This is a genomic window from Gilvimarinus gilvus (genome assembly GCF_030518155.1).
GTDB classification, from domain to species: Bacteria; Pseudomonadota; Gammaproteobacteria; order Pseudomonadales; family Cellvibrionaceae; genus Gilvimarinus; species Gilvimarinus gilvus.
In genome coordinates this window covers 1-315 of sequence record NZ_JAULRU010000435.1, presented here as the reverse complement: position 1 = coordinate 315, position 315 = coordinate 1, and the positions used below count along the sequence as shown (strand labels likewise).

Below are 315 nucleotides of genomic sequence, written 5' to 3'. Positions count from 1 at the left end.
CATTCTAACGGCGCAGAAGTCATCTGGTAATGGATGGTGGAGCTTTTAGAAAAGAAAATGTAGGCATGAGTAACGATAAAATAAGTGAGAAACTTATTCGCCGTAAGACTAAGGCTTCCTCAGCTATGCTAATCAGCTGAGGGTTAGTCGGGACCTAACACGAACCCTAACGGGGTAGTGGATGGCAAACGGGTTAATATTCCCGTACCTGCACTCAATAAAAGTGACGAATGATTGTAGGAGGTGCGTACTGACGGAATAGTACGTTGAACCTACGTAAAGTAGGGATAGTACACGAAGACTTCGGTTAGAGTG

1 rRNA gene is annotated in these 315 nt (G+C 44.4%); it reads left to right on the top strand.

Annotated features, from left to right (window positions below):
- Positions 1-315, top strand: a 23S ribosomal RNA gene (locus QWI17_RS08745); the annotation flags it as partial.